Origin of the sequence: Metapseudomonas boanensis (assembly GCF_018704125.1) — a bacterium.
In the GTDB taxonomy this organism is placed as follows: Bacteria; Pseudomonadota; Gammaproteobacteria; order Pseudomonadales; family Pseudomonadaceae; genus Metapseudomonas; species Metapseudomonas boanensis.
This window is the reverse complement of sequence record NZ_JAGTIS010000003.1, coordinates 83,279-108,377: the sequence shown is the minus strand read 5'-3', so window position 1 is coordinate 108,377 and position 25,099 is coordinate 83,279. Positions and strand designations below refer to the sequence as shown.

Genomic DNA, 25,099 nt, shown 5'->3' with positions numbered 1-25,099 from the left:
CCAGTCGGGTCGCAGGCGTCCCGTCCGCTGCCGGATGGTAAGACGCCGACCTGCGAACTGCACGCAATCTTGGCAAGGGGCCGACCGATGATTCACCTGCTGGATGAAATCACCCTGGACGCGAGCGAGGTACCGCGCGTGCTGGCGTTGATCGATGACGAATACCTGCCGGGCCTTCCAGAACCGTTGCCGGTACTACTCAACCGCTGGGTCTCGCCACCCGTGGTGGTGCCAGATGTACCCACCACGCTTTGGCTGCTGTGGCAGTTGCCAGACGTGCCGTCGTACTACCGTATGCGGGCAAATCCCGGAGCGTCGTCGGTCGTCTGGCCGAAGCTGGACCGCCTCTGCCGCCATCGCCGGCGCCACATCCTCGCCAGCGCAGACTGCCGGCTGCCGGTATCCGGGGAGCTGAATCATGTCGTCTGAAGTCGCCCAGATTTATCTTGCTGCCGATGCCGACGTTCCCACCTTCGAGCGTGCCCTGGACCGCTGGTGTCAGGCGGCACCTCTTGCCTTTGCTGGCCGCAACCTGCCCGGTTGCTGGGGGGCAGGGGACTTCAGCGTTGACCTGCGTGCACTCGGCGGGGCCAGCCTTGAAGAACTGCCCGGGGTGGCGCGAGTAGATCGGCTCAGCCATATACGTATAGGCGGCGGCGAACGTGCGCCCGGCCTGGTCGCAGGCGTGCTGCGGACACTGCTGTTGCGCGTGCGTCCTGAAGCTCCGGCGCACCAGGTGGAGGCCCTGGAGCGCGACTTGCTGGCCATGCCCGGCTACATGCGTGGCATCCGAAACTGGCAACTCGGCCGGGTCACCTCGACGAGCCACTGGAGCCACGTCTGGCAGCAGGAGTTCGCTGAGGAGGGCGACCTGCACGGTGAGTACCTGCTGCATCCGTTCCACTGGGGCTGGGTGGACCGCTGGTTCGACCCAGCCTTCCCCGAGTGGACGGTCGAGGCCATCTGCCATGCGTTCTGCCCACTACCAGCCAGCGTGCTGGCGCCTGCTTGATCGCCAGTCTGCCTATCCTGCGCCCCGTCACTGCCAATCCCGTGGCCGGGTTTAGCCCGTACTCCGGGCGCGATTGCGCCAGTGTCGCCGCGACCGTACTAAGCGTTCGGTCGCGGCGTAAAGCTGAAAGCAAAAACGCAGCCCAAGGGGCGACACGTTATCAGCCAGTAAACGGCTGCGGGCTCCTTCACCAAAGGGCTCTACCGCCTGGCCGGGTCGCTGCCGACACCCAGGCGCGACGGCGACTCGGTGTTTGCCGAGGCATCGAGTTCGGATGCCATCGAGCGACGAAAGCCCTTGATCGACTCGGCCAGGTCAGCGCCCAGGCTTTTCAGCCGTTTGCCGCCAAACAGCACCAGCACGACCACGAGCAAAACCAGCCAGTGTTTCCAATCGAACAACCCCATGGACTGTCCTCCTCTATCAGGTAGCACGTGCCCCGCAGCATTGCCGCGAGGCATCGCGTGGTTCACTCGACGTTTTCGTAGGGCAGGCCAACGTAGTTCTCGGCGATGTTGACCAGTCCGGCATGGGAGTTCAGGTAGTACTCACGGTCGGCTTGCTGCATCTTCAGGTCCCAGGCGTCTTTATGACCGTCGAAGTCATGCAGGAGGTTGGTCATGAACCAGCTGAAACGCTCGCCCTTCCAAATGCGGCGCAGGGCCAGTTCGGAGTATTTCTCCAGCAGGTCGGTGCGGCCTTCCTTGTAGACCTTGACCAGGATGCGATACAGGTAGCACACGTCCGAAGCGGCCAGGTTCAGTCCCTTGGCGCCGGTAGGCGGCACGATGTGGGCGGCGTCACCCACAAGGAACAGGTTGCCGTACTGCATCGGCTCCACTACGAAGCTGCGCAGCGGTGCGATGCTCTTCTCCAGCGACGGGCCGGTGACCAGCTTGTTCGCCACGTCTTGCGGCAAGCGTGCTTTCAACTCGGTCCAGAAGCGCTCGTCGGACCACTCTTCGACCTTGTCGGTCAGCGGCACTTGCAGGTAGTAGCGGCTGCGGCTCAGCGAGCGCTGGCTACACAGCACAAATCCGCGCTCATGGTGAGCGTAGATCAGCTCTTCGTGGACCGGCGGGGTGTCGGACAGCAGACCCAGCCAGCCGAATGGGTAGACGCGCTCGTACTCGGTCAGCACACCTGCCGGAATACTCTTGCGCGCAACGCCATGGAAACCGTCGCAACCGGCGATGTAATCGCAGTCGATACGATGGGTCTGGCCATCCTTCTCGTAGGTGACGTAAGGCTTCTCACCCTTCAGCTGATGCAACTGAACGTTCTCGGCGGAATAGACGATCGGGGCGCCGCTGGCGGTGCGAGCGTCCATCAGGTCACGGGTGACTTCGGTCTGGCCGTAAACCATGACGGTCTTGCCGCCAGTCAGTTCCTTCAGATTGATCGGAACACGCTTGCCGTCGAACACCAGCTCGACACCCTCGTGTACCAGCCCTTCAGCATCCATGCGTTCGGCAACGCCGGCTTCGCGGAGCATGTCGACAGTGCCCTGCTCCAGCACGCCGGCGCGGATACGGCCGAGCACGTAGTCAGGGGTCTGACGCTCCAGGATGATGGTGTCGATACCGGCCTTGTGCAGCAGTTGGCCGAGCAGAAGACCGGAAGGACCAGCACCGATAATGGCAACCTGAGTGTTCATTCTTGTTCTCTCACATGTGCAATCCAGTCGGTGATCAGGCAGTGACTGGATTAGGTAGGGTTAGGGTTTCCCTGCATTTTTTTCTGACAGAGCCTCCAATAGAAGGTGATATTTCCGTCATGAATTGCACTTTTGAAAACTGCGTCCGATTATCGACCGGTACCAGACGCCTTCACCCACCCACTGCACCCTCGTACCCAGTATGAAAACCATCCTTACCGGCATTCCCGTGTTCAAGCTTTATGGCGAGAACCTGGACTGGCCAACACCAGACCTGCTGCACTGCGAGTCGATTCCCAAGCGCAGTAGTCTTCACCACTGGGAAATCAAGCCTCATCGGCACGCCGATCTGTTCCAGTTGCTCTATGTCCAGCGCGGGCAGGCGGTCGTAGAGGTTGAAGGCAGGCGCACCGAGGTTCTGGAAGCAGCGATCCAGGTCACGCCGCCGCTGTGCGTGCATGGGTTCCAGTTCTCGGAAGACATCGAGGGCTATGTGCTAACCATCGCTGCGCCGCTGGTGGCACAGCTGGAGGAGCAACTGGGCGCCCCTTTGACGGTTCTGGCCTCATCCGGCAGCTACCCGGTGGGACGCGACCGCCGCTACATAAACATGCTCTTCACCCTACTGCACCAGGAATACGAAGGCAGCGCGCCTGCTCGCGACGTGCTGCTGCACTCCCTGGTCAACTTACTGATCGTGTGGATCAGTCGGCGTAACCAGCAGAACGTGCCGCCAGACAATCGTGACGAACGCAACCGCCAACTGCTGGGGCGCTTCATCAAACTGGTGGAGCAGCACTATCGCGAGCACCTGACGGTGGAAACCTTTGCCCACCGCCTCGGCATGTCAAGCGTGTACCTCAATACTCTTTGCCGCCAACTGGCCGGACAGACGGCCCTGCAGATCGTTCATCAGCGCCTTCTGCTGGAAGCCAAGCGCAACCTGATTTACACGAGAATGACGATCAGCCAGCTGTCCGACAGTTTGGGCTTTAGCGATCCAACCTATTTTTCGCGCTTCTTCCGTCGGCTCAGCGGTCAGTCACCCAATGCTTTCAGGCACTCCGTCGGACACGATGTCGACGTCGAGTAGTGTCGAGTTTTTTCCAGCCTGCGGATTTTTCTTAACAGGTTCCTGTCATCCCGACTTAGGATCAGCGGGAGGCGGCATGGGTTATCGCGTAACTCATTGAAAAATCTGTGGTTATCAAAGAATTCACAACTGGCACAACATTTGTTTAGGACAGCCTTTGCGCAACGCCCAGAAGTTGCTCCCCAATAACAACAAGGTTGGCCTTTTCATGCACAAGAAATCCCCCCACTCCACTGCCCTTGCTGTCACCACTGGTTTGCTCTTGGCTGGAGGCGTCTCCCTGGCTCAGGCCACCGAAGGTGGCGTGTCGTCCTGGCCAATGGGGATCGAAATATACGGCATGGGTATCCTGCCTCCCCCCGGGACCTACGGTCAGGTGTTCGTCGGCAACTACCTCGCCGACAACGTGCGCGACAACTCCGGCGACAAGGCGGCCGACATCGACCTGCGCGTCACCACTGTTGTTCCGCGCTTCATCTGGGTCACGGAGCAGCAGGTCCTCGGTGGCAACCTCGGTTTCCATGCTCTGCTGCCGCTCAATGACATACGCCTGAACATCAAGAACGGTCCGCACGACCATAAACGTGGCATCGGCGACGCCCACCTGGGTCCGGTGGTCGGCTTCCACCACAGCGACAAGTTCCATACTGCTGTCGGCGTCGATTTCGTGCTGCCGACCGGCAGCGAATACGACAAGGACGACCTGATCAACCTCGGCAACAACTACTACACCGTGCAGGCCGTGTACGCCATGACCTACATGGACCCCAACGGCTTCAATGCCGACGTACGCCTGATGCACGACTACAACTTCGAGAACAAGGACACCAACTACCAGTCCGGCCGCGAACTGCACGCCGACTACACCCTGGGTTGGGGCCTGGGCAACGGATGGGTGGTCGGCGTCGGTGGGCATGCCTACAAGCAGATCAGTGACGACAAGTGCAGTGCCTCGAACTGCGCCGCCGCCGCCCTGGTCGATGCCACCGATGGCAACCGTGGCCGCACCTTCTCCATCGGCCCGGCCGTCCAGTACACCAGCAAGAACGGTTGGTTCCTCAGCGCCAAGTGGCAGGATGAAAGCGGCGTGCGCAACCGAGCCGAAGGACAGACCTACTGGCTGAAGTTCACCATGCCACTCTAGGGCGAACCGGTATCCCAGCAAGAAGCCCCGCGACTGTCAGGCCGCGGGGCTTTTAATCCCAAGTGCTGGGTCTGGGCTCAATCACCCTTGAGGCGATAGCTCACCTGAGCTCGGCTCATGCCCAGCATCTGTGCGGCCGCCGTGATATTGCCGCCGGAGCGCTCCAGGGCGAGCTGCACCAGGCGCAGCTCGATATCCTTCAATGATGTGCTCAGCGCCTGATCCCGTCCTGAAACGAAAGCCTGCAGGCTGGCCAGTTCCGGCTCTCCCACCTTGGTCTCGTCTTTGCCGCTGCTACCACCGGCCAATACTGGCTCCTCCTCGGGCGTGGCAGTACTCGGCGTCGGAGTGGACAGGCGCCCTTCAGACGTCAGGCCAATCGCCGTCGACCTCAGGGGTTCCCCGGCCTCGGCCAGGTGCACGACATCGATCACTTCACCGTTACCTGCCGCAATCACCCCACGCTCGATCAGGTTCTGCAGCTCACGGATGTTGCCGGGGAAGCTGTAGGTCAACAGCGTATTGACCAGCCGGCTACTGAAGCCCGCTGGTTTGAGGCCATGACGGCCGCTGAACTTGCGCAGGAAGTAACTCATCAGCAGCGGGATATCCTCCCGACGCTCGCGCAGCGGCGGCAGATGGATGGGAAACACGTTGAGACGATAGAGCAGATCCTCTCGGAAGCGCCCGGCCTCGACCTCGCGCCGCAGGTCCAGGTTGGTGGCGGCGATCACCCGCACGTCAACCTTGATCGATGTGGTGCCACCGACTCGCTCGATCTCGCCCTCCTGCAACACCCGCAGGATCTTGCTCTGCGCACTGAGACTGAGGGTGCCGATTTCATCGAGAAACAGCGTACCTCCATGGGCCCGCTCGAATCGCCCCGGACGCGAGCGTTCAGCCCCGGTGAATGCGCCGCGCTCTACGCCGAACAGCTCGGCCTCCACCAGGTTTTCCGGCAGGGCTGCGCAATTGAGCGCCACCAGCGGTGTGTTACGGCGGGGGCTGGCCTGGTGCAGCGTACGGGCGAACAGTTCCTTGCCTACCCCCGACTCCCCGGTAAGCAGAACGGTCGCCTGGGTTGGCGCCACACGATAGAGCTGCTGGGTGGCAGCGACGAAGGCTGCGGAAATCCCCACGATGACCTGATCGTCGGATGCCTCCTCGAGTTGGGCGATTTCGGTTTCGCCACCTGAGCCGTAGGTGCTGCGGCTCAGGAAATCATCGGCATCCAGGTAGGCCAAGTCGACGTCGAGGTCCTCCCACTGCTCGGCGGGCTTGCCGACAATGCGACAGGCCGAATACCCCATGCAACGGCACTGCTCCTCGCGAAAAACCACCAGGCGCCCGAGCAGCGAAGATGCGTAGCCACTGGCGTAACCTACTTCCATCCAGCAAGCGGGCTCGCTGCCCAACCCATAGAGAGCGATGTGTTCATCAGCCTCCAGTGAGTTGTGCCAGAAGAACTCCGAATAGAAGTGGCCGATGCTGGAGTCGATCTCGAAGCGCACCACCTCGACGTTGACCATGCCTTCGAGCATGTGCAGGCGTGGTCCGGCGCTGTACAGGCTGGCGTGATCGCCTTCCGGCCAGCGTGCGCTGACCTGGGCGGCATCGCGGGCACCGGCCTGCCAACCGATACGCGTCAGCAAGCCGCGCGCCTTGTCGAAACCCAGCGCCTCGATCAACTCGCGGCGGATGGCGCCAAAAGCCGCTCCCTGCAACAACATCATCCGCTGGCCGCACAGCCAGATATTCCCGTCCTGTGGGGCGAAAGCGACGGTTTCAGCCAATTGCTCGGCCGAAGGCAGGCCCGTGGCACCGAACTGACTGGCACGGTCGACGAGCAGGCGCTTCTGCTGGCCGAGCATCTGCTTGAGGAACTCCTCCCCTAACGCCCGGCCAGGCTTGCTGGAAGTTGCACGAGTCATGGTCATAAGTACGCGGCAGGAAAATAGTATTTCAGTATGCTCACGCCTCAATGCGGGTCAATCGCCGGGCAACCAGCCAGCCAAGTTCGCCGCCCGATAATCGCACCGAGTTTTCCACTCGTCCGGCGTTGAACTTTCTTCAGCGCAAATACTTCTCTGCAGAATTTTCCGCACAGCTGCCACGTAATTCAGGTGGCGGCGCCTCGTCATGTCTGTAAGTAATTATAAGCTATTGTTTTTAAAAGAAAAAATATTAACACCGGTCTGGCACGATAGTTGTTAAAGACATTTCGGCAAGCACTACAGATAACGACAACCAGGTGACGACTGCATGAACACTGCCGAATCCCTCTCTGACTCAGGTCACCTGACCGACTCAGCAACTATGTTGTTGGTATCCGATTGTGCAGGCCATGGCTCGGCCTGGATGCACTCGCTCCAAGTCTGACGCTTTGCCTCTGCGTACCTTCACATCCACCGGAAGCCCGTTGGCCGGTTCCCCCTGCTGCTTGCCTGCGGCCATTCGACCAAACAAGAGAGAGCTCCATGAACACCAGTCGCCCTGCCTATCAGAACCTTGAACTGCAGCCGCTCGCCGGACAATGGCGCGCCGGTAGCGCCGGTCGTCAGCTGGAAGTGTTCGACCCCTTCACCCAGGAAAGCCTGCTGCAGATCACTCTGGCTAACCGCGAGGATCTCGACGCCGCCTACCGCACGGCGCGTGAGACCCAGGCCGAATGGGCCGCGAAGGCGCCCGCCGAGCGGGCCCAGGTAATGCTCAACGCCGTCCGGATCTTCGACGAGCGTCGTGAGGAGATCATCGACTGGATCATCCGCGAGTCGGGTAGCACCCGGATCAAGGCGCAGATCGAATGGGGCGCCGCACGCGCCATCACCCTGGAGTCGGCCAGCCTGCCGAACCGCGTGCACGGCCGCATCGTCGCCTCGAACATTCCAGGCAAGGAAAGCCGGGTGTATCGCGCGCCACTGGGCGTGATTGGTGTCATCAGCCCGTGGAACTTCCCTCTGCACCTGACCGCCCGTTCCCTGGCTCCGGCCTTGGCGCTGGGCAACGCAGTGGTGGTCAAGCCAGCCAGCGACACTCCGGTAACCGGCGGCCTGCTGCTGGCTCATATCTTCGAAGAAGCCGGCCTGCCGGCGGGGGTGCTCAGCGTAGTGGTTGGCTCCGGCGCGGAAATCGGCGATGCCTTCGTCGAGCACCCGGTTCCGGCCTTTATCTCCTTCACAGGCTCGACCCAGGTCGGCCGCAACATCGGCCGCATCGCCAGCGGCGGTGAACATCTCAAGCATGTGGCCCTGGAACTGGGTGGCAACAGCCCGTTCGTGGTCCTGGCCGACGCTGACGTTGAACAGGCCGTGAGTGCGGCCGTGGTCGGCAAATTCCTGCACCAGGGTCAGATCTGCATGGCGATCAATCGCATCATTGTCGAGCAGCCGCTGCTGGAGGCGTTCACCCGCCGCTTCGTCGAGCGCGTGAAGGCGCTGCCCTGCGGCGACCCGCGCAAGCCCGAGACCGTGGTCGGCCCCGTGATCAACGCCAAGCAATTGGCCGGTCTGCAGGAGAAAGTCGCCACCGCCAAAGCCGAAGGCGCCACGTTGCTGGTCGGCGGCGAGCCTACGGGCAACGTGATGCCGCCACACGTGTTCGGCGATGTCACCCCGGACATGGAGATCGCCCGCGAGGAAATCTTCGGTCCGCTGGTCGGCATCCAGTCCGCCCGCGACGCCGAGCATGCCCTGGAACTGGCCAACAACAGCGAGTACGGCCTCTCCAGCGCGGTGTTCACCTCCAGCCTGGAGCGTGGTGTGCAGTTCGCCCAGCGCATCCATGCCGGCATGACCCACGTGAACGACATCCCGGTCAACGACGAACCCAACGCCCCGTTTGGTGGCGAGAAGAACTCGGGCCTCGGCCGCTTCAACGGCGACTGGGCGATCGAGGAATTCACCACGGATCACTGGATCACCCTGCAGCACGCTCCCCGGCCCTATCCGTTCTGATCCGAGACCGGCTTCCGATTAACCCGCCCCCCAATAAAAAACGGAGTACGAAATGTCCTCACTCCTCAACAGCTCAGCTGTGAAAAGGTCCCTTGCGGCCTGTCTTGCCCTGCCATTCACCCTGCTGGCAGGCCATGCCGCCGCCGATGGCGACGGCGTCTGGAAAAATGGCGAAAACGTCTACGCAAAGGTCTGCGGCCACTGCCACGAAAGCACTGTGGGCCCCGTGATCAAGGGGCGCCAACTGCCGCCGCAGTACATTACCGCCGTCGTGCGCAGCGGTTTCCGCGCCATGCCGGCCTTCCCGGCCTCGTTCATCGATGACAAGGCTCTTCAGCAGGTCGCCGAGTACATCTCCAAAGCGCCTGCACCCGCGGCCAAACCCTGAGGAGCGCAGCATGAACGTCGAACGTCGTGCCGTGCTCAAAGGCATGGCTCTGGGCGGCCTGGTCGGTGTTGCCATGGGCAGCTCCAACCTGTACTTGGCCAACGCCATGGCAGCTCCCGCATCCCGGATTGCCCCGACCCTGGTGCTGGTCAACGAAGCGGCGGCCGGGTCCGCCTTCCTCGAGGGCATTGCCTCCAGCCCGGCTGCCAGGACGGTCACCGTAGAGCGCACGGACCTTAGTCTGGACTTCATCCTGGCGCTGGAAAAACGCCTGCTGAGCGGCAAACCGCAACGCATCATCGGCCTGGTGGATGACGCCAGCGCTGCACTGATCGTGGACCTGGCCCGCAGCAGCGGTGCTCGCGTGCAGTGGCTCGGCCAGCACAGCGCTAACGTCAGTGCCTCGCAGCACCGCCTGCTCAGCGCCGACGCCGCCCATGGCTGCGCTATGCAGCTGGGCCTCCAGCTCAACGCCTGTGGCACCGGATTCAATCTCACCGAGCAGCGCCCCCACGGCCACCAGCCGCCCCTCCATCTGACCGCGGCCGCGCGCAGCAAGGCCGGTTCAGATCAGTGGGCCGCCACCCTGGGATACAGCCTGGCCATGCTGGGGACCACCCATACCGGGCAGGCACCGCTGATTGTCAGCCGCCAGTCGCCGCTGACCGGCAATTTCGTTTCGTTCTCGATCGAGGCTTGAAGGAGCTAATTCAAATGACCGAGCAAAACAAGAGTTCCTTGCTCCCACGCGGCGTGGATGACGCCAACTTCCAGCAAGCGCTCAGCAAATTCCGCAAGCTGCTGGGCGAGGAGAACGTCCTGGTCAAGGACGAGCAACTGATCCCCTACGGCAAGATCATGATGGCAGTGGATAACGCCGAACACGCGCCGTCCGCCGCCGTCACCGCCACCAGCGTCGAGCAGGTGCAGGGCGTGGTGAAAATCTGCAACGAGCACAAGATCCCGGTATGGACCATCTCCACCGGCCGCAACTTCGGTTACGGCTCGGCGGCACCGGGCCAGCGCGGCCAGGTGATCCTCGACCTGAAGAAGATGAACAAGATCCTCCACGTCGACCCGGACCTGTGCACCGCCCTGGTCGAGCCAGGCGTGACCTACCAGCAGCTGTACGACTACCTGCAGGAAAACAACCTGCCGCTGATGCTGTCATTCTCCGCGCCGTCGGCCATCGCCGGCCCGCTGGGCAACACCATGGACCGTGGCGTGGGCTACACCCCCTACGGTGAACACTTCCTCATGCAGTGCGGCATGGAGTTGGTGCTGGCCAACGGTGATGTGTATCGCACCGGCATGGGCGGCGTGAAAGGCGACAACGCCTGGCAGGTGTTCAAGTGGGGTTACGGTCCAACCCTGGATGGCATGTTCACCCAGGCCAACTACGGCATCTGCACCAAGATGGGCTTCTGGCTGATGCCGAAACCGCCGGTGTTCAAGCCGTTCGAGATCAAGTTCGAGAACGAGACCGACATCGCTGAGATCGTCGAATTCATTCGTCCGTTGCGTATCGCCCAGGTCATCCCGAACTCCGTGGTGATCGCCGGCGTCCTCTGGGAGGCCTCGACCTGCAACACCCGCCGCTCGGACTACACCACCGAGCCGGGCGCGACCCCCGATGCCATCCTCAAGCAAATCCAGAAGGACAAGAACCTCGGTGCCTGGAACGTCTACGCCGCCCTGTACGGCACCCAGGAACAGGTCGACGTGAACTGGAATATCGTCACCGGTGCCCTGAAGCAATTGGGCAAGGGCAAGATCGTCACCCAGGAAGAAGCCGGCGATACCCAGCCGTTCAAGTACCGCGCCGAGCTGATGTCCGGCGTGCCGAACCTGCAGGAATTCGGCCTGTACAACTGGCGTGGGGGCGGCGGTTCCATGTGGTTCGCGCCGGTGAGCCAGGCCCGCGGCAGCGAGTGCGAGAAGCAGCAGGCGCTGGCCAAGAAGGTCCTCAACAAGTACGGCCTGGACTACGTCGGCGAGTTCATTGTCGGCTGGCGCGACATGCACCACGTGATCGATGTGCTGTACGACCGCACCAACCCCGAGGAAACCAAGCGTGCCAACGCCTGCTTCGCCGAACTGCTGGATGAGTTCGAGAAGCACGGTTATGCCGTATACCGTGTCAACACAGCGTTCCAGGAGCGCGTGGCGCAGAGCTACGGTACCGTCAAGCGCAAGGTGGAGCATGCCATCAAGCGGGCCCTGGACCCGAACAACATCCTGGCTCCGGGCAAGTCGGGCATCGACCTCGCCAACAAGTTCTAAAGGCACCAAGGTCTCGTTGGGGTGAACCCGGCGAGGCCTTTTCATGTGTGGGAAATATCATGCTTCGCAAGCAACTGCTCGCTGCCAGCCTGCTGCTGGCCTCGCCGTTGGTCCTGGACCAAGGCGAGGCTACCCAGGGTCAGTCCCTGTTTGCTGCCCAGTGTGGCGTATGCCACAGCACCGAAGCCCGTAAGAATGGGCCCGCATGGCGCTGATCGAAAATGCGTCGTCCGCTATCTGACAACCGTGGATACCGTTGAGCGGACGCATTCGACTTTCCACCTGGTTGCCTCAACGATCAGCGGACCTTGAGGCCGCCACCTCTCGCGCCCATATTTGAGCGCATGACTCAAATACTTTCCCCGCCAACCTCCAGCGTAACGGCGCTGGCGGGATTTCACCCCGCCGTCGCGGCCTGGTTCAGTGCGACTTTCGCGGCGCCTACGGAGGCCCAGGCGCAGGCGTGGCCGTTGCTGCGCGCCGGGCGCAGCACGCTGGTGGCGGCGCCGACGGGGTCGGGGAAGACGCTCACAGCCTTCCTCGCCGCCATCGACGAACTGGTGCATGAGGGGCTGGAACAGGGCGGCCTGCAGGACCGCTGCACTGTGGTTTATGTATCGCCGCTCAAGGCGCTTTCTAATGACATCCGCATCAACCTGGAGGAGCCGTTGGCCGGCATCCGCGCCGAGCTGGCGCGCCAGGGCCTGGCGGATGTGGATATTCGCACGGCGGTGCGCACCGGCGACAGCACCCAGGCCGAGCGCAACGCGATGCGCAAGCGGCCGCCGCATATCCTGGTCACCACGCCGGAATCCCTCTACATCCTGCTTGGCTCCGACTCGGGCAGGGCGATGCTGGCCGGCTGCCGCAGTCTGATCGTCGATGAAATACATGCGATTGCCGGCAGCAAGCGCGGCAGCCACCTGATGCTCAGCGTCGAGCGGCTGGAGGCATTGTGCGGTCGGCGGTTGCAGCGTATTGGCCTGTCCGCTACGCAGAAGCCGGTGGAGGCGGTTGCGCGGTTCCTCATGGGGCAGCGGGATGGAGCGGCGCTTCCCCCATCCGGAGCTGGCGGGCGGGAGGCGTTTGGCTGCGCCATCGTCGACGTTGGCTACAGCCGCAAGCGCGATCTGGCGATCGAGGTGCCGCCGTTGCCGCTGGAAGCGGTGATGAGCAATGAGGTGTGGGAGAAGGTCTACGACCGCCTCGCCGAACTCGTGATGCAGCACCGAACGACGTTGGTGTTCGTGAACACCCGGCGATTGGCGGAGCGCGTGGCGAGGCACCTGTCCGAGCGGTTGGGCAATGCTGTGGTCGCCGCCCACCATGGCAGCATGGCGCGTGAGCTGCGCCTGGATGCCGAGCAGCGCCTCAAGCGCGGTGAGCTGAAGGTGCTGGTGGCCACCGCATCGCTGGAGCTCGGCATCGACATTGGCGAGGTAGAGCTGGTTTGCCAACTGGGTTCGCCGCGCAGCATCGCCGCCTTCCTGCAACGCGTTGGGCGTTCCGGCCACAGCGTGGGTGGCACGCCCAAGGGACGGTTGTTCCCACAATCGCGGGATGACCTGATCGAATGCGCGGCGCTGCTCGACTGCGTACGCCGTGATGAGCTGGACGCCCTGGTGATTCCCCATGCGCCGTTGGACGTGCTCGCCCAGCAGATGGTCGCGGAGGTGGCGTTGCAGGAGTGGGGCGAGGACGAGCTCTATCAACTGATGACCCGCGCCGCGCCCTATGCCGACCTGCCACGTGCCAGTTTCGATGCCCTGGTGAAGATGCTCGCCGAGGGCTACACGGGCCGTCGTGGCGTACGTGGCGCCTACCTGCACCGGGATGCGGTGAACCATCGGCTGCGCGGGCGCCGTGCGGCTCGGCTGACCGCCATCACCTCCGGCGGCGCCATCCCCGAAACCGCCGATTACAGCGTATTGCTGGAGCCCCAGGGGTTGACCGTGGGCAGCGTGCATGAGGATTTCGCGGTAGAGAGCATCGCCGGGGACATCTTCCAGTTGGGCAACCAGTCCTATCGCATCCTCAAGGTGGAGCCCGGGCGGGTACGGGTGGAGGACGCCCAGGGCCAGCCGCCGACTATTCCGTTCTGGTTGGGTGAGGCGCCGGGGCGTAGTGATGAGCTGTCGGCGGGCGTGGCGCGTTTGAGGGGGGAGGTGGAGCGATTGCTCGGAGCGTCCGGGCAGGCTCGGGAATTCCCCACCCTCAGCCCCTCCCCCGAGGGGCGAGAGGAGCTATCCGAGCGCGCGGTGAGTTGGTTACGTGAGCAGATCGGCCTCAGCGAGGCGGCGGCGCGGCAGATAGTGGAATACCTGGCGCGGGCCAGGGCATCGCTGGGGGCCTTGCCGACGCAGCAGCGTCTGGTGATGGAGCGCTTCTTCGACGAATCCGGCGGCATGCAGCTGATCATCCATTCGCCGTTCGGCAGCCGCATCAATCGCGCCTGGGGGCTGGCGCTGCGCAAGCGCTTCTGCCGCAGTTTCAACTTCGAGCTGCAGGCGGCGGCAACGGAAGATGCACTGATCCTTTCGCTGTCCACCAGCCACAGCTTTGCACTGGATGAGGTCTGGCGCTACCTGCATTCCAACAGCGCCGAGCATGTGCTGATCCAGGCGCTGCTGGATGCGCCGCTGTTCGGCGCGCGCTGGCGCTGGAACGCTTCCACCGCCCTGGCTTTGCCGCGCTTCAGCGGTGGCCGCAAGGTGGCGCCGCAGATCCAGCGCATGCGTAGCGAAGACCTGTTGGCCAGCGTCTTTCCCGACCAGGTGGCCTGCCAGGAGAACCTGGTGGGCGAGCGTGAGATCCCCGATCACCCGCTGGTGGCGCAAACGCTCGACGACTGCCTGCACGAGGCCATGGACGCCGAGGGCTGGCTGGCCCTGTTGCGGCGCATGGAGAACGGCGAGGTGCAACTGGTCGCCCGCGACCTGCCGGCGCCCTCGGCCCTGGCGGGAGAAATCCTCAGTGCTCGGCCCTACGCCTTCCTCGACGATGCGCCGCTGGAGGAACGGCGGACGCAGGCGGTGCAGAGCCGTCGCTGGACCGACCCGGAATCCGCCGACGATCTCGGCGCACTGGACGCCGATGCGGTGGCGGCGGTGCGGGAGGAGGCCTGGCCATTGGTGCGTGACGCCGACGAGATGCACGAGGCGTTGCTGGCGCTGGGCTGCGTCCGTGTGGATGAGTCGAGCGCCAATGCCGGTTGGGTCGACTGGCTGGTGAAGCTGACCAAGACCCGGCGCGCCACCTGCCTGAACATAGAGCACAAGCCGGCGCTTTGGTTGGCGGCGGAGCGGCTGTGCCAGTTACAGGCGCTTTATCCACAAGCGGTGTTCAAGCCGGCCATCACCGCGCCCGAGGGTTTCACCAACCCTTGGGAAGCGGAGCCTGCGCTGCTGGAGCTGGTGCGTGCCCGGCTTGGCGGCTTTGGCCCGTTGACTCTGGAGCGCTTGGCGGATGATTTGCTTCAACCCTCTTCGGTCGTCGCTTTCGCCCTGGCCAGCCTGGAGCGCGAGGGCTATGTGCTGCGCGGTCGCTTCACCCCCGGCGCGGTGGAGGAGGAGTGGTGCGAGCGGCATCTGCTGGCGCGCATCCACCGCTACACGGTCAAGCGCCTGCGCCGCGAGATCGAGCCGGTGGAGCGGGCGGATTTCATGCGCTTCTTGTTCGACTGGCAGCGCGTCGCGCCTGCAGCGCAGGTGCGTGGCGCCGAGGCGCTGGCCGGTGTGTTGGGGCAGCTGGAAGGTTTCCAGGCGGCGGCTGGCGCCTGGGAGAGCGAGATATTGCCCAGCCGGGTGGCCGACTACGGTATCAACTGGCTCGACGACCTGTGCCGGGCCGGTCGAGTGGTCTGGTGCCGCCTGGGCGGACGGGGCAAGGCCGCGGTGGGGCCGGTACGCGGAACCCCCATCGTGCTGTTGCCACGCAAGAGCCTGGGCCTGTGGCGTGCCTGCCTGCTGGATGCACCTGAACAGCAGCTCTCCGCTCGCGCCGGACGGGTGCGCGAAGTGTTGGCGGGGCAGGGAGCGTTGTTCTTCGACGAACTGATGGACGAGGCGCACCTGCTGCGCAGCGAACTGGAGGACTGCCTGGGCGAACTGGTCGCCCTCGGCCTGGCCAACGCCGACAGCTTTGCCGGATTGCGCTCATTGTTGTTGCCGGCGGCCCGGCGCAGTCGCCACGACCGACGTGCGCGGCTGGCCCTGGCCAATATGCAGGATGCCGGGCGCTGGGCCCTGCTGCGCGGGCGCGCTGAGACGCCTCCAGGCAAGGTTCCGGCTGAGGCGCTGGAGCATGTCGCGCGCACCTTGCTCCGCCGGTACGGTGTGGTCTGCTGGCGCCTGCTGGAACGGGAGGCCGACTGGCTGCCACCCTGGCGCGACCTGCTACGGGTCTATCACCGCCTGGAGGCGCGGGGCGAGATTCGCGGAGGGCGTTTCGTGGCGGGGATATCGGGCGAGCAGTTCGCTCTGCCGGAAGCTGTCGGGCTGCTGCGCGAGATCCGCAAGCGGCCGGGGGAGGGCGCGTTGATCGGGCTCTGCGCGAGTGATCCGCTGAACCTCCTGGGCACCCTGCTCAATGGCACCAAGGTGCCGGCCCTGGCAGGCAATCGCCTGTTGTTCCGTGACGGCGTGCCGGTCGCCACGCTGGTGGCCGGCAAGGTGGCGCTGCTGCAGGAAGCCGATGCGCTCACCTGCGCCCAATGGCGCGCCGCGCTGATCCGTCAGCCTGCTGCGACACCGCTTGGCCAGCAATCGCGCCGAACACGCATGCCGTTGTGAGCGCCTGGATTTACCGCTGGGAGCGAATCCATTCGCGAAGGGGCAAGACAGATCGATCGCCTCCCCCACAATCAGTGCATCCTTCCCTAAGCTCCCCGCGGGACATCTTCATCGACGTGGTCGATGGTGGCGAGGATCTGTTCTGGAGCGCCCAGGGCAGGTGCCATGGTCCAGCGATCGAAGGCGTCGTTGCCAATACGCAACATGCCGGAATGGGTGGCCTTGTCGCCGTCGACCTGCGGGTCGGGGTCGTAGAAACCGAGGCTACGGCGTAGTTGTTCGATATCGGCTGGCGAACCCGTCAGAAACAACCAGCCGGGCGCTACCTTGTTGCGCTCGGCGTAGTCCTTCAGGGCTTGCGGTGTGTCCAGCTCGGGCTGCAGGGTTATCGAGTACATGAAGACATCACGCCCGATGCGCTTGCCCAGCATTTTCTGCACCTGCAGGAGGTTCGCTGTAGCAGTTGGGCAGGTGCCCGTGCATGACGTGTACATCATGTTGATGGCAACCACCTTGCCGCGTATCAGATAGTCGTAGAAGCGTACCGTCTTGCCCTCATGGGTCAGCAGTGGCGGGTTCGGCAGCCGGCTGCGGCTGGTAGTCGTGTCGCGATTGTGCTTCGTCGCCTCGCCGACACCGCGCCAGGCGGCCCAGCCGAGCGTGGCGGCGCCAATCAGACCTGCACCGGCCAATAGATCTCTGCGTGTGTTCATGGCGTTTCTCCGAGCCGGGCCTCACTGGTCATCGGCCTTGATGTCGAAGCGCAGCATCATCGCGTGGTCTTCATGGATCACGTTGTGGCAGTGCATTACGTACTTCCCCTGGAAGTCGCGGAAGCGCATCAACACTCTGATGGTCATGGTCTGGTCGAGCACGAAGGCATCCTTGCGGCCACGCTCGTGCGGCGGGATAGGTACCTGGACGTCGTCGACGAACTTGGCAAGGATGATGCCCTCCTCGAGGTGAACATGGATGGGGTGGGACCAGCCACCGCCGGCTCCGATGAATTCCCAGACTTCGTAATCCCCCTTTTTCAGTGTCAGGCGGGGAGCCAATACGTTGACCAGTTGCTGGTTGATCATCCAGAGGCCGTTCTTGCGATCGAACTCCCAGCGTCGCACCGGTAGCTTGGCGATTTCTTCTGCAGTCGGCAGGTCCGGCATCGGCCGGAGGTACCTCGGAACCTGACTGACGTCCTGTGTTGGCGGGTAGCGGTCGACGATGAACTTCAGCACCCGCGTCCCGGGAGATCTCACATCCTTTGGCTTGCGAGTGCTTTCCTGGCGAAGCCGGTTGACCAGAAAGAGCTCGGTGCCGATCGGGTACCTGGAGAAATCCACCACGATGTCGGCGCGCTCGGCCACGCCGAGGCGGACCTTGCTCTGGTTGAAGAGTGCCTCGGGCAGCAGGTTGCCGTCGTTGGCGATGTAGGTGAATCGCTGCACGGTACCGCTCGAGTTCACCAGATAGAACTCGTAGAAGCGGCTGGGGCCGCTGTTGAGCAAGCGCAGGCGGTACTTGCGGGCGGCAACGCGCAGCACTGGCTCGATCTTGCCGTTGATGACTACCTTGTCGCCCAGCACCCCCTCCACGTGGAACTGGTCGTAGAACAACTGGCCATCCGGGAGAGGCGTAAAGCGCCGGTCACCAAAGGCCAACGGATAGTCGTAGGGATGGCCCGGCAACCTCAGCGCGCTCGGGTTGGGATCATCTTCCTGGCCTGAGTCGATGTGGTCGAAAAGGAAATAGAACCCGATCAGGCCGCGATAGACGTTTGGGGCAGTGAAGTCCAGGGTGTGGTCATGGATGAACAGCGTTCCCAAGGCTTCGCGATAATCGCCGATGCTATTCTGCATCTGGTCGTAGCCCGCGTAGATGTTGGGGTAGAAGTGGTCCTTGAAGTGGCCTTTGCCCGCGAATGGCCCTGTTTTGTCGAGGGTCGGGCCTGCCTTGTTCCTGCTGTAGTAGTCCCCTGGGAAACCGTCGCTTTCCGAGCCGACATGCAGGTTGTGCAGGTGGGTGGAGATTTCCGGGGTGCCAAAGCCGACGTGATCCGATGGCAGTTCGTTGTGGATGCGGCAAAGGATCGGCTTGCCATAGCGGGCGAAGATGGTGGCCGGCACGGTGGCGTCCGGGTTGCCCCCTCGGTACGCCCAGACCTTTTGTGGCGGCAGGTCAGGATGGGTAATCCACTGATTGTTCTCCACCACCTTCAGTTCATAGAGTTCCGGTGCGCCCCGTGCGGCAATCAGCTCATCGTAGCGCTGGTGCGGCGACCGGCCGGCTTCACCCGCTGCGACATTGGCCTGCACGGTGGGGGCAGGGCTCAGAGCTGTGACGGGGGCGATCGGAGTGATTGTGGGGGGCAGTTCTTCCATCCATGGCCGGGTGGCCGGGCTGGGAGGGAAGATCGGTTGGGGGGTGGTGACCCATTCTTCGGGTTCGCTATCGCGGGACCAGGGGAGCAACGGAGCGGCGATTGCCGCCGCTGAGAGTTTCAGAAACGAACGTCTTGCTTTACCGCTGGCTGCCGGTTCAGAAGGGTATGCCCGAGGTCTCCACTTGTTGCCTTTCATCTTTCATAACCACCTCCCCCCTCGCAGTTTTGCGCTTTCCGCATGCCATGAATGGTCGGCATCATGGATGCTTCTTGCTCAAGCGCAACAAGCTTGACGGTTACGGTCCTGCAACTCGTTTTTCGAGAATGCGCACATCGTCATCACATGACTAAAGATCAGCACACGCGAAGGGTAAATGTCAGCGGTAAGGCGTTTTGCCATCTTCGTCGGATTACTGATCTGGTGAACGCGGTCAAGCGCTGCAGGACTCGTAGGACGAATTGGCATGTGTTGATGTTGTGTGGGGGCGAATGAGCTCGCGCCCACCAGGCAAAGCGCCAACCCAAGTCTGTGCTACAGAGCTGCCCGTGCCTGTGCCCGGCCATTGAGTGCAGGCGGATTCAGCCCTGGCGCTGACGCAACTGGATGAACAAGGCCTCGACCTTTTCGCGTGCCCAAGGCGTCTTGCGCAGGAAGGCCAGGCTGGACTTGATGCTGGGGTCGCTTTTGAAGCAACGGATATCGATGCGCTTGGCCAGCCCGTCCCAGCCGTAGCGGGCTACCAGTTCGTTGAGCAGTTTTTCCAGCGTGACGCCATGCAGCGGGTCTTTCGGTGTCTGGGTCATGGCGTGCCTTGATCGGTGGTTCAGAAGGAAGCCGGCAGCTTAGAGCAGCGACCGCGGCAAGGCCATTCCGGATTACCTCCGGGCTTGCTCTCGAACATAGGATCCACCGCCCAGACCATCCGGGCAACTGCATGGTATCGCTCATAAATTGACCCATCCAAAGTCAGCCCCCGCGGATTGTGGCTCTTGGCCATCGCCTTACAGGTTATCCACAGCTTCATCCACGGTCTTTGTGGGTAAAGGAACGCGCTGCTCAGCCCGAGTTCCCCCCGTCCAGGAGCGGTTTGAGCAAGTCGCACATGCTGCGCCAGTGAGAGCCTTCCCAGTACAGGCGGTCACAGTTGACGCAGATGAGGAAGCGCGAATAAAGCGCGCCTACGCGGGGCGGCACCCTTGGTCGGGCCAGTTCCGGGGCAATGTCGGAGAGTGGCCGATTGCAGTGCAGGCAGAGGCTGAACGGTTTGGCGCTGCGGGCGAGGTCCAGTCGTTCGAACAGTTCGCGTAGTTGCAGCGCTGGTTTCAGGGCATGCACGTAGCAGCCGTGGCTGATGATTCGGCGCTTGAGCAGTTCGCGGTCCCGGGTCAGCACGATGCGCCCTTGCTGGGCGGCCATCTCGGCGATCTGACCGTCCTCGAAGGCGTTGTCGTAGAGGGTATCGAAGCCGCTCATCCGCAACAGGCTGGCCAGGCCACCCAGGTGGGCATCTGCGATGAAGCGCAGCAGCCGTAGCGGCTGGGAGCGGACTTTGAGCAGCGGGCTGATGTCCAGCGCCTCGAACTTGGGATAGACGGCCACCCGGTCGCCATCGAGGATCAGCCGCTCGAAGCCTACGGATTCTCCATTGAGCAGCACCAGTTCCACTTCGGTGTGGGGCACGCCAAGGGCTTCGATCATGTGCTTGACCGTCGCCGCCCGCGCACAGGGGCAGGTGAAGGCCTGCCGCCGCCGTTCGGCGGGCAGGAAGTCGTTGAGCTCCTCATAGAAGCGGAATGTGGCGCTGACCATGCAGGAGAGTATAGGCAGCTGCACCCGCTCCTCCGCCCGAAGGCGGAGGAGGGGATGGGCGTTACTCCGGCTGGTCGACGTAGCGCAGGTAGGGCTTGAGGGTCTTGAAGCCCTGTGGATATTTCTTGTGCGCGTCTTCGTCGGACACCGAGGTGGGGATGATTACCTCATCGCCCGGTCGCCAGTTCACTGGGGTGGCCACGGTGTGTTTGGCATTCAGCTGCAGTGAATCAAGCAGACGCAACACTTCGTCGAAGTTGCGCCCGGCGCTCATCGGGTAGACCAGCATGGCCTTGACCTTCTTGTCCGGGCCGACGATGAACACCGAACGAACCGTGGCGTTGTCCACGGCGGTACGTGGGCCGGCGCTGGCGTTCGGATGAATCATGTCGTAGAGCTTGGCCACCACCAGGTTTTCATCGCCGATCAGCGGATAGTTCACCGCGCAACCCTGGGTTTCCTCGATGTCACCCACCCACTTGCGGTGGTCGCTGACCGGGTCGATGGAGAGTCCCACTACCTTGGTGTTGCGCTTGTCGAATTCGGGCTTGAGCCGGGCCATATAGCCCAGTTCGGTGGTGCAGACCGGGGTGAAGTCCTTCGGGTGGGAAAAGAGGATGGCCCACTTGTCACCGATCCACTCGTGGAAGTGCAGGGTTCCCTCAGTGCTTTCGGCGGTGAAGTCAGGGGCTTCGTCGCCAATGCGGATTGCCATGATCAACCTCCATTCAGGTGGCTGGCTGGGGGCCTGCCATTGTGGCGGCCACGGTTGCGGCACAGGCCTGTGCATGCGCCGCAGGTCGGCCGGGGATAGAAGTATAGGTCCGCGGCCCGAACCTGCCCGGCAGCCAGGGGATAAGTGGTCAAGTGTCTCGCTCCGGGGCTGCTATGCCTACACGATGGAGGTTCGCAGAGTTGGAAGAGTGGCGGCCTTCTTCCCTGAAGTGGCCTCCGAACCGTGGACCGTCGCCCTGCAATCCGAACAGGAGCGAAATCATGGCTACATTCATCACGCTGGCGAGTTTTACCGACCAAGGCATCCGCAACGTCAAGGCTTCCCCGGACCGGGCCGCAGCGTTCAAGGCTATGGCTGAACAGATGGGCATTTCCGTGAAGGCGGTGTACTGGACCGTCGGCAATTATGATCTGGTGTTGATCGTCGAGGGGCCAGAGGAGGCTGCCGTTACCTTGCTTCTGAAAACAGCTTCGTTGGGTAACGTCAGGACTCAGACGTTGCGCGGATATTCGGAGCAGGAGTTCCGCGGTTTCCTGAGCAGTATCACCTGACCCCAGGCATCGGCGGGCCGGAGGTGTCGCGAGTCACGCAACACCCCCGGCCAGCTTGCGCCGGGCCGGGATCAGGCCGAAGCAGTCTTCAGTACGTACTGACTGGTTTGCAGCACATCGATCTTGTCGAAGTCGATGAAGCGGTTGCAGCTGTCCATCATGGCGGCCAGGTTTTTCTGGAATTTCTCCTCGTCACCGACCGCGTCGAAGAACGCCATCGGATCGGTCATGGCGGCTGGCGGGAAGCATTCTTCGACGATTGCATCCAGCTGGGCCGCGCCATGGGTCAGGCGGCGTACCACCAGGTTTTGCACGTAGGCGAAGTTGTCCTGGGTATCGATGGCCACACGGGTGTGATGGCCGCGCCAGATGTCCAGCCAGGCGTCGCGAGTGAGGCGCGGCGGGCAGGTGAGGAAGGCGATCTGGGCGAAACCGTGGGTACGCTGGCCGGGCGTAGTCGGGAAGCGGGTGTTGCGAATCGCCACCGACTCGGTCACCAGGTAGGCCGCCAGGCGGCTAGTCACGCCAGCCAGGACCTGGTCGAAGGGTTTGCGCACCTCGTCATTGGCGCTGTCGACCCAGAGCGACAGGGTGGCATCCGGCAGCGGGCGGTTGTTTTCCTGGCGCAGGCCAGCGGCAGGGTCCACATCGGCATCCGCCAGGTTCACCTGCAGGCCGCGTCCGCCCAGGCTGAAAAGTTGTTCCGCTATCTCACCACGCAGGTTCTCGGAGAATGCCTCGCGGCTGGTCTGCTGGTAGCGCCAAAGGGTGTAGATGATTTTTTCCACTGTCAGGGGCCCTCGTTCGGCTGTTGTTGTGATCGGGCTGCCGGCGCACAGGCGCGCTCAGGCCCGCAGACCTTGCTCCGGGCGGCGCTGCGATACATCGTCTGATCAGACTAACGACCTGCCAACCAGGCACCGGATGAGCGGCTGGCTCTCGTGCGGTCGATTTGTGCAGGCGGTGCTAGCGTTAATGAAAAGGTGCGCCGGCCAGGGGGCTGCGTGCGCCCCGTGGGCAAGATCCTCCGGCCGAGGCTGACCGGTGTTCCGGCAGTTGCTGCCGCTTCCGACGAATCCGCCGTTTCCCCGCGAAGCCTGTCCGGCCCCGTCGGGAGAGCTGTGACTTGCCGATACAGGTTTGCCCCATTCCATGAACCCGCACGGAGGTGAACGCCATGTCCCGCACAACGCCTATCAGCCATTACCGCAACATCGGCATCGTGGCCCATGTGGACGCCGGCAAGACGACCACCACCGAGCGGGTGCTCTATTACACCGGCGTGAACCACAAGATGGGCGAGGTGCACGATGGCGCCGCGACCATGGACTGGATGGTGCAGGAACAGGAGCGCGGCATCACCATCACCTCGGCGGCCACCACTGCCTTCTGGACCGGTTCGCGCAAGCAGTTGGACAAATACCGCATCAACATCATCGACACCCCCGGTCACGTCGACTTCACCATCGAGGTGGAGCGCTCCCTGCGCGTGCTGGATGGCGCGGTGGTGGTATTCAGTGGCGCCGATGGCGTGGAGCCGCAGTCCGAGACGGTGTGGCGCCAGGCCGACAAGTACCACGTGCCGCGCATCGCCTACGTGAACAAGATGGACCGGGCTGGTGCGGACTTCCTGCGCGTGGTCGACCAGATCAAGCGGCGCCTCGGGCACACGCCCGTGCCGATCCAGTTGCCGATCGGCCAGGAGGAAGACTTCCAGGGCCAGATCGACCTGATCCGCATGAAGGCCATCTACTGGAACGATGCGGACCAGGGCGCCACCGTCCGTGAAGAGGAGATCCCCGGCGAGTTGCTGGAGGAAGCCCGTCGTTGGCGCAACAACATGATCGAAGCTGCCGCCGAGGCCAGCGAAGACCTGATGGACAAATACGTCGACGAAGGTGAGTTGTCCGAGGAGGAGATCAAGACCGGGCTGCGCATTCGTACCCTGTCTTGCGAGGTCGTGCCGGCCGTGTGCGGCTCGTCCTTCAAGAACAAGGGCGTGCCGCTGGTGCTGGATGCTGTGGTCGAACTGCTGCCGGCGCCCACCGAAATTCCGTCCATCCGTGGCACTCACCCGGATGATCCCGAGCGCGAGGACGAGCGCCACGCGGACGACAACGAGCCTTTCTCGGCACTGGCCTTCAAGATCGCCACCGACCCCTTCGTCGGTACCCTGACGTTCATCCGAGTCTACTCCGGGGTTCTGAACTCCGGGGATGCAGTGCTCAATTCAGTGAAGGGCAAGAAGGAGCGGGTCGGCCGCATGGTGCAGATGCACGCCAACCACCGCGCCGAGATCAAGGAAGTGCGCGCCGGCGACATCGCCGCGCTGATCGGCATGAAAGACGTCACCACCGGCGACACCATGTGCGACCTTAACAAGCCGATCATCCTCGAACGCATGGACTTCCCCGAGCCGGTGATCTCCATCGCCGTCGAGCCCAAGACCAAGGCCGACCAGGAGAAAATGGGCATCGCCCTCGCCAAGCTGGCCCAGGAAGACCCTTCATTCCGGGTGAAGACGGACGAGGAAACCGGGCAGACGATCATCTCCGGCATGGGCGAGTTGCACCTGGACATCATCGTCGACCGCATGCGCCGTGAGTTCAACGTCGAGGCCAACACCGGCAAGCCGCAAGTGGCCTACCGCGAGGCGATTCGCAAGACCTGCGAACTGGAAGGCAAGTTCGTCCGCCAGTCCGGCGGTCGCGGCCAATACGGCCATTGCTGGATCCGCTTCGCCCCGGCGGACGAGGGCCAGGAAGGCCTGGTGTTCACCAACGACGTGGTCGGCGGGGCGATTCCCCGTGAGTTCATCCCGGCTATCCAGAAGGGTATTGAGGAGCAGATGAAAAATGGCGTGGTTGCCGGCTACCCGCTGCTCGGTCTCAAGGCTGCCGTCTTCGATGGCTCGTTCCATGATGTGGACTCCAGCGAGATGGCCTTCAAGATCGCCGCTTCCATGGCCACCAAGCAGCTGTCGCAGAAAGGCGGTGCGGTGCTGCTGGAGCCGGTGATGAAGCTGGAAGTGGTGACGCCCGAGGAATACATGGGCGACATCATGGGCGACCTCAATCGCCGGCGCGGGCTGATTCACGGCATGGACGACGGCATCTCCGGCAAGATCATCCGCGCCGAAGTGCCGCTGGGCGAGATGTTCGGCTACGCCACCGACGTGCGCTCCATGTCCCAGGGCCGGGCCAGCTTCTCCATGGAGTTTGCCCGCTACGCTGAAGCGCCGGCCAGCATTGCCGAGGCGATCGTGCGCAAGTCGGGCTGATGCACTTCCCTTGTGGGCGAGC

General features: G+C 63.1%; 21 protein-coding genes. 12 read left to right on the top strand and 9 right to left on the bottom strand.

Annotated features, from left to right (window positions below; all coding sequences use genetic code 11):
- Nucleotides 1-87: 87 nt before the first annotated feature.
- Both J7302_RS08000 and J7302_RS07995 read left to right on the top strand, forming a co-directional pair.
- Entirely contained in the window at nucleotides 88-429 is a 342-nt protein-coding gene (locus tag J7302_RS08000; RefSeq protein WP_215372733.1) for a hypothetical protein, read from the top strand.
- Nucleotides 419-1,012, top strand: a complete 594-nt coding sequence (locus J7302_RS07995) for a Dabb family protein (RefSeq protein WP_215372732.1) — start codon at nucleotides 419-421, stop codon at nucleotides 1,010-1,012. The genes J7302_RS08000 and J7302_RS07995 overlap by 11 nt, the downstream gene beginning before the upstream one ends.
- 200 nt (nucleotides 1,013-1,212) lie before the next feature.
- Here the strand turns inward: J7302_RS07995 and tatA are convergent, their stop codons facing one another.
- Together tatA and pobA are read right to left on the bottom strand one after the other, a co-directional pair.
- Entirely contained in the window at nucleotides 1,213-1,419 is a 207-nt protein-coding gene (gene tatA / locus J7302_RS07990; RefSeq protein ID WP_215372731.1) for a twin-arginine translocase TatA/TatE family subunit, read from the bottom strand.
- A gap of 62 nt (nucleotides 1,420-1,481) precedes the next feature.
- Nucleotides 1,482-2,669: a 4-hydroxybenzoate 3-monooxygenase gene (gene pobA / locus J7302_RS07985; RefSeq protein ID WP_215372730.1), complete on the bottom strand. Its 1,188-nt coding sequence runs from the start codon at nucleotides 2,667-2,669 to the stop codon at nucleotides 1,482-1,484.
- Between the two features lie 202 nt (nucleotides 2,670-2,871).
- Between pobA and J7302_RS07980 the strand changes: the two genes are divergently transcribed.
- Both J7302_RS07980 and J7302_RS07975 read left to right on the top strand, forming a co-directional pair.
- Entirely contained in the window at nucleotides 2,872-3,762 is an 891-nt protein-coding gene (locus J7302_RS07980) for a helix-turn-helix domain-containing protein (RefSeq protein WP_215372729.1), read from the top strand.
- 208 nt (nucleotides 3,763-3,970) lie between these two features.
- Nucleotides 3,971-4,906 carry a SphA family protein gene (locus J7302_RS07975; protein WP_215372728.1) on the top strand — a complete coding sequence of 312 codons (936 nt, stop codon included), beginning with the start codon at nucleotides 3,971-3,973 and terminating at the stop codon, nucleotides 4,904-4,906.
- Between the two features lie 77 nt (nucleotides 4,907-4,983).
- Here the strand turns inward: J7302_RS07975 and J7302_RS07970 are convergent, their stop codons facing one another.
- Nucleotides 4,984-6,837: a sigma-54-dependent Fis family transcriptional regulator gene (locus J7302_RS07970; RefSeq protein WP_215372727.1), complete on the bottom strand. Its 1,854-nt coding sequence runs from the start codon at nucleotides 6,835-6,837 to the stop codon at nucleotides 4,984-4,986.
- Nucleotides 6,838-7,383: 546 nt separating this feature from the next.
- Between J7302_RS07970 and pchA the strand changes: the two genes are divergently transcribed.
- From pchA to J7302_RS07940, 6 genes are all read left to right on the top strand, one after another.
- The gene (pchA, locus tag J7302_RS07965) at nucleotides 7,384-8,859 is read left to right on the top strand and encodes a 4-hydroxybenzaldehyde dehydrogenase (RefSeq protein WP_215372725.1); all 1,476 of its coding nucleotides are present in this window, start codon (nucleotides 7,384-7,386) and stop codon (nucleotides 8,857-8,859) included.
- A gap of 52 nt (nucleotides 8,860-8,911) precedes the next feature.
- A complete protein-coding gene (locus tag J7302_RS07960) occupies nucleotides 8,912-9,247 on the top strand; it encodes a c-type cytochrome (RefSeq protein ID WP_215372723.1) in 336 nt (111 codons plus the stop codon).
- Between the two features lie 10 nt (nucleotides 9,248-9,257).
- Nucleotides 9,258-9,947, top strand: a complete 690-nt coding sequence (locus tag J7302_RS07955; RefSeq protein ID WP_215372720.1) for a hypothetical protein — start codon at nucleotides 9,258-9,260, stop codon at nucleotides 9,945-9,947.
- A 14-nt stretch (nucleotides 9,948-9,961) separates the two neighbouring features.
- Nucleotides 9,962-11,530, top strand: a complete 1,569-nt coding sequence (locus tag J7302_RS07950; protein ID WP_215372718.1) for an FAD-binding oxidoreductase — start codon at nucleotides 9,962-9,964, stop codon at nucleotides 11,528-11,530.
- A gap of 59 nt (nucleotides 11,531-11,589) precedes the next feature.
- On the top strand, nucleotides 11,590-11,745 hold the full coding sequence (locus J7302_RS07945) for a hypothetical protein (protein WP_215372716.1): 156 nt from the start codon (nucleotides 11,590-11,592) through the stop codon (nucleotides 11,743-11,745).
- A 129-nt stretch (nucleotides 11,746-11,874) separates the two neighbouring features.
- The gene (locus J7302_RS07940; protein ID WP_215372714.1) at nucleotides 11,875-16,320 is read left to right on the top strand and encodes a DEAD/DEAH box helicase; all 4,446 of its coding nucleotides are present in this window, start codon (nucleotides 11,875-11,877) and stop codon (nucleotides 16,318-16,320) included.
- A gap of 86 nt (nucleotides 16,321-16,406) precedes the next feature.
- Here J7302_RS07940 and J7302_RS07935 read toward each other — a convergent pair whose 3' ends face one another.
- The 5 genes from J7302_RS07935 to J7302_RS07915 all read right to left on the bottom strand — a co-directional run bounded on the left by J7302_RS07935 (nucleotide 16,407) and on the right by J7302_RS07915 (nucleotide 21,225).
- Nucleotides 16,407-17,033 (bottom strand): SCO family protein, encoded by a 627-nt coding sequence (locus tag J7302_RS07935; protein WP_215372712.1) that lies wholly within the window; start codon nucleotides 17,031-17,033, stop codon nucleotides 16,407-16,409.
- A gap of 21 nt (nucleotides 17,034-17,054) precedes the next feature.
- Complete coding sequence (locus J7302_RS07930) at nucleotides 17,055-18,698, bottom strand: multicopper oxidase family protein (RefSeq protein WP_251701945.1); 1,644 nt, start codon at nucleotides 18,696-18,698, stop codon at nucleotides 17,055-17,057.
- A 581-nt stretch (nucleotides 18,699-19,279) separates the two neighbouring features.
- Complete coding sequence (locus tag J7302_RS07925; RefSeq protein ID WP_215372707.1) at nucleotides 19,280-19,504, bottom strand: VF530 family protein; 225 nt, start codon at nucleotides 19,502-19,504, stop codon at nucleotides 19,280-19,282.
- Nucleotides 19,505-19,757: 253 nt separating this feature from the next.
- Nucleotides 19,758-20,510 carry a Mut7-C ubiquitin/RNAse domain-containing protein gene (locus J7302_RS07920; RefSeq protein ID WP_215372995.1) on the bottom strand — a complete coding sequence of 251 codons (753 nt, stop codon included), beginning with the start codon at nucleotides 20,508-20,510 and terminating at the stop codon, nucleotides 19,758-19,760.
- A 61-nt stretch (nucleotides 20,511-20,571) separates the two neighbouring features.
- Nucleotides 20,572-21,225, bottom strand: a complete 654-nt coding sequence (locus J7302_RS07915) for a peroxiredoxin (RefSeq protein WP_215372706.1) — start codon at nucleotides 21,223-21,225, stop codon at nucleotides 20,572-20,574.
- Nucleotides 21,226-21,506: 281 nt separating this feature from the next.
- Between J7302_RS07915 and J7302_RS07910 the strand changes: the two genes are divergently transcribed.
- The gene (locus tag J7302_RS07910) at nucleotides 21,507-21,797 is read left to right on the top strand and encodes a GYD domain-containing protein (protein ID WP_215372704.1); all 291 of its coding nucleotides are present in this window, start codon (nucleotides 21,507-21,509) and stop codon (nucleotides 21,795-21,797) included.
- Nucleotides 21,798-21,868: 71 nt separating this feature from the next.
- On the opposite strand, the gene J7302_RS26925 is transcribed toward J7302_RS07910, so the two are convergent.
- Nucleotides 21,869-22,585, bottom strand: a complete 717-nt coding sequence (locus tag J7302_RS26925) for an EthD domain-containing protein (RefSeq protein WP_215372702.1) — start codon at nucleotides 22,583-22,585, stop codon at nucleotides 21,869-21,871.
- A gap of 389 nt (nucleotides 22,586-22,974) precedes the next feature.
- On the opposite strand from J7302_RS26925, the gene fusA reads away from it, so the two are divergent.
- Complete coding sequence (fusA, locus tag J7302_RS07900) at nucleotides 22,975-25,077, top strand: elongation factor G (RefSeq protein ID WP_215372699.1); 2,103 nt, start codon at nucleotides 22,975-22,977, stop codon at nucleotides 25,075-25,077.
- The last annotated feature ends 22 nt before the right edge of the window (nucleotides 25,078-25,099 follow it).

Coding starts and splice junctions, on each gene's coding strand:
- J7302_RS07940 (WP_215372714.1), top strand. CDS start 11,875: ATGACTCAAATACTTTCCCCGCCAACCTCCAGCGTAACGGCGCTGGCG.
- J7302_RS07915 (WP_215372706.1), bottom strand. CDS start 21,225: ATGGCAATCCGCATTGGCGACGAAGCCCCTGACTTCACCGCCGAAAGC.
- J7302_RS07950 (WP_215372718.1), top strand. CDS start 9,962: ATGACCGAGCAAAACAAGAGTTCCTTGCTCCCACGCGGCGTGGATGAC.
- J7302_RS07930 (WP_251701945.1), bottom strand. CDS start 18,698: ATGGAAGAACTGCCCCCCACAATCACTCCGATCGCCCCCGTCACAGCT.
- J7302_RS07920 (WP_215372995.1), bottom strand. CDS start 20,510: ATGGTCAGCGCCACATTCCGCTTCTATGAGGAGCTCAACGACTTCCTG.
- pobA (WP_215372730.1), bottom strand. CDS start 2,669: ATGAACACTCAGGTTGCCATTATCGGTGCTGGTCCTTCCGGTCTTCTG.
- J7302_RS07970 (WP_215372727.1), bottom strand. CDS start 6,837: ATGACTCGTGCAACTTCCAGCAAGCCTGGCCGGGCGTTAGGGGAGGAG.
- J7302_RS07980 (WP_215372729.1), top strand. CDS start 2,872: ATGAAAACCATCCTTACCGGCATTCCCGTGTTCAAGCTTTATGGCGAG.
- J7302_RS07935 (WP_215372712.1), bottom strand. CDS start 17,033: ATGAACACACGCAGAGATCTATTGGCCGGTGCAGGTCTGATTGGCGCC.
- fusA (WP_215372699.1), top strand. CDS start 22,975: ATGTCCCGCACAACGCCTATCAGCCATTACCGCAACATCGGCATCGTG.
- J7302_RS07945 (WP_215372716.1), top strand. CDS start 11,590: ATGCTTCGCAAGCAACTGCTCGCTGCCAGCCTGCTGCTGGCCTCGCCG.
- J7302_RS07995 (WP_215372732.1), top strand. CDS start 419: ATGTCGTCTGAAGTCGCCCAGATTTATCTTGCTGCCGATGCCGACGTT.
- J7302_RS07955 (WP_215372720.1), top strand. CDS start 9,258: ATGAACGTCGAACGTCGTGCCGTGCTCAAAGGCATGGCTCTGGGCGGC.
- J7302_RS08000 (WP_215372733.1), top strand. CDS start 88: ATGATTCACCTGCTGGATGAAATCACCCTGGACGCGAGCGAGGTACCG.
- J7302_RS07960 (WP_215372723.1), top strand. CDS start 8,912: ATGTCCTCACTCCTCAACAGCTCAGCTGTGAAAAGGTCCCTTGCGGCC.
- J7302_RS07910 (WP_215372704.1), top strand. CDS start 21,507: ATGGCTACATTCATCACGCTGGCGAGTTTTACCGACCAAGGCATCCGC.
- J7302_RS07975 (WP_215372728.1), top strand. CDS start 3,971: ATGCACAAGAAATCCCCCCACTCCACTGCCCTTGCTGTCACCACTGGT.
- tatA (WP_215372731.1), bottom strand. CDS start 1,419: ATGGGGTTGTTCGATTGGAAACACTGGCTGGTTTTGCTCGTGGTCGTG.
- J7302_RS07925 (WP_215372707.1), bottom strand. CDS start 19,504: ATGACCCAGACACCGAAAGACCCGCTGCATGGCGTCACGCTGGAAAAA.
- pchA (WP_215372725.1), top strand. CDS start 7,384: ATGAACACCAGTCGCCCTGCCTATCAGAACCTTGAACTGCAGCCGCTC.